We start from the raw sequence: 3,048 nt of genomic DNA on the forward strand, positions 1-3,048 counted from the left end.
GGGCGCGAAGGGCGCGCCCGGGTCGACGATAAACCAGGACAAGAAGGTGACCCTCTGGTCGCTGGGGTTGCGCTTTTGCACGGCGGTATCAGCGGGCAGGGCGCGGTCGTCGCCGACCGTCAGCGTCTCGGTGTCGGCGAGGCCGGTCTCGTAGTCGATATCGCCCTCCATAACGTAGATGTACTCGGGGCCGGGATGGGTGTGGACGGTGGTGGCGCTGCCCATCATGGGAAGCTCGACGAGCAAAAAGCGGAGCGCGGCGGGGCCTTCGGGGAGCCCCTCGAGTTCACCGCTCGTAAAAGCGACCGTGGCGCCCTCGAGTTCCTCGGGAAGCTCTGCCTCTGGGTCGGCTAAAACGATGTGCCAGAGACCCTGGCCGCTCGCCAGCATGACCTCGCTGCCTTCGGGGACGAAGACCGACTCGCCCTGCTCGAGCATGACCTCCGTACCGTCGGCAGTGGCGCTGTGGGTGCCCTCATGGGCGTAGAGAAAGCCGGGCGCGGGGCTCGTTACGTTAACCTCTCTCAAGGCCCCGAGGTCGAGGGCGATCCAGGCCAGCGGGCCTGCGGGCAGGGTATCCAAGTTGGTCTCGGCGAGGGCGGTGAGCTGGGCACCTTCTCCCATCATGTCCATGCTCATTTGCATGTCGCCCGTTTGCATGTCCCCCATGCCCGTCTGCGTCTGGGACATGGCGTTCATGCCTGCCGAGCGGGGAAAGGGCCCCATGAGCTGGCTGAAGGTCACCTCACCCATCTGGCCGGGCTCGTCGCCGTAGGTCCTGTAGTCGGCGTGATAGGCGATCAACAGGGTTTGATAGTCGTTATCCGTGGGGGCGGTGATGATCGCCCTGGCGTTGCCTTCCCGGTCAGCGGTGAAGGTGTTGGCGGGCAAGCCACCGGCAGGCCCCACTTCCATCTCGGGTTCCTCGATGACCCACCACAGGGTGTAGATGCCGTTTGGCACCAGACCGCTAGCGGCGACCATGATGGTGTCCTCACCGGCATCGCTGGTGGTGACGAAGGCGACGCCTCTGGCTGCCAACCACTCCTCCTCGCCAAAGCCCTCGGGAAGGCCGTGCTCGGCTACGGGCATCAGCGTGACCACAGCCGCGCCGCCCATGTGCTCTTGATTTTCTTGAGCGTGGGAGCTTGCTGCCGCCACGGTGAGCCACAGCATGCTGGTTGTGAATAGTAAAGCTGTGAATAGTAAAAACCTATGTCGTTTCATGTAAATCTCCTTTACAAGTTAGGAGCGGTGGGAGGCTTACCGAGACGAGCCTCGAGGGTCTGGGGTGAAAGCCACCGCCCTGTCTTACCCTCCCTTGTCTTACTCAACCTACGGGTAGCTTCGCAGAGGTTCCGTCAAACACAATACCCAGGGACGCTCACTTTTTTCCTGCTGCACGCGAATTTCACCTCTGGTTACAATTCCCGCCTGGCGCCGGCGGCGTTGCTTTGGCAGCGTTGCGTCGCGGATATCCGGGGCCATGCCCAACCGCTCTTAGGAGCGCTTAGAGATCCTTTAAAACGCTCTGGATAGCCTCGGCCAGGGTGGGGTGGATGTGCAGGGCGTCGCGGATGACGGTGTAAGGCGCCCCCGCGTTCATCAGATCGATATAACAGTGGACGAGTTCCGCCCCTTCGGCGGCCAGCACCGCCGCGCCGAGGATGTGGCCGGTCTGGGCGTCTACGACGACCTTGATAAAGCCCTCGGTCTCACCGATTTCGGTCGCCTTGCCGTTTTTTTTCATCTCGTACCTGGCGACCTTGAACTTTTTGCCGGCCTTACGCGCTTCGCTTTCGGTCATGCCGGCGCGGCCTAACTCGGGGTCGGTGAAGACGGCGTAAGGCACGATGCGCCGGGTGGTGCGCGCGCCGTCACCTAAAAGCTGCGACTCGAGGACGCGGTGGTCGTCCCAGGAGGTGTGGGTGAACATGGGGCCGCCGCGGATGTCGCCCGCCGCCCAGATGCCTTTGACGCTGGTGGCGAGCCGCTCGTTTACCTCGATGATGCCCTGGTCGCTCACTTTGACGCTGGCGGCGTCGAGGCCGAGGTCGTCGGTATTGGGCTTGCGGCCGGTGGCGACAAAGAGGTGGGACGCGGCGATAGCGCCGGTGCCGTCTTCACCTTCGATCGTTACGGTGACGCCGCCCTCTGCAGCGGTGACGCGCTTCACTTTGCTGTTCAGCATAACGTCGACGCCTTCGCCCTCGAGCAAGCTTTGCAAGGCCGAGGCGACCTCCCCGTCCTCGTGAGCCGCGACTTGTGAGGCGCCCTCGACCACGGTGACACGGCTGCCCATGCGGCGGTAAAACTGGCTCATCTCGAGGCCAATATAGCCGCCGCCGATGATGATGAGGTGCTCGGGCAAGTCATCATGGTCGAGCCAGTTCTCGGCGTCGATAAAGGGGAGGTCCTTTAAGCCGTCGACGGGCGGGATAAAACTGCGGGTGCCGGTATTTAGGACGACCTCTTTGGCGGTGACGAGACGGCCGTCTATCCTCACCTCAAAGCCCCCGGTATTCCGGCCCTCGAGCCGGGCGTGGCCGCGCAGCAGCTTGGGGTTGTCCGAACTAAAACTCTCCTGCAGGCCTTTGCGTGAGCTTAAAGCTATTTCCCTGGCGCGCCCCAGCACCGCTGCAAAGTCCACCTTGACCTCGGGAATGGTGATGCCGAAGTCCGCGCCGCGCCGGGCGAGGTGCGCCACTCTAGCCGAGGCGAGGGCGGCTTTCGTCGGGGTGCAGCCAAAATTTACGCAGGAGCCGCCTAAGTGCTTGCGCTCGGCAAGCGCGACACGTTTGCCTGCCTTGGCAAGAACCTGCGCGAGCGCGGTGCCCGCTTGCCCCCCACCGATAATCATGATGTCGAAGTTCTCGTTGTTCTCCTCGTTCATGCTTCCTCCCTGGCGCAGGTTCTAAAGGCCAGTCCCCGGTTTTGTGCAGGCGCTGCTCTAACGCGGATCGTATGGCTAAACCCTGACTTACAATCTAAGCACCTCGCCCTGCGGCTTTCCGTAAAGAGGCCTACACAGCCTCCTGGCCTCTAAAG

The 3,048-nt window shown here is 62.8% G+C and carries 2 protein-coding genes; both read right to left on the reverse strand.

Translation table 11 applies throughout. The features are described from left to right. Positions 1–1,176 (reverse strand): hypothetical protein (locus M3498_10260; GenBank protein ID MDQ3459665.1); only part of this gene is annotated, 1,176 nt, incomplete at its 3' end. A gap of 334 nt (positions 1,177–1,510) precedes the next feature. Next, the gene (locus tag M3498_10265) at positions 1,511–2,893 is read right to left on the reverse strand and encodes a mercuric reductase (GenBank protein ID MDQ3459666.1); all 1,383 of its coding nucleotides are present in this window, start codon (positions 2,891–2,893) and stop codon (positions 1,511–1,513) included. Positions 2,894–3,048 lie beyond the last annotated feature (155 nt).

The sequence above is a fragment of the Deinococcota bacterium genome (genome assembly GCA_030858465.1).
In the GTDB taxonomy this organism is placed as follows: Bacteria; Deinococcota; Deinococci; order Deinococcales; family Trueperaceae; genus JALZLY01.

Excerpts from the sequence above, each read along its gene's own strand:
- M3498_10265 (MDQ3459666.1), bottom strand. The coding sequence starts at position 2,893 with ATGAACGAGGAGAACAACGAGAACTTCGACATCATGATTATCGGTGGG.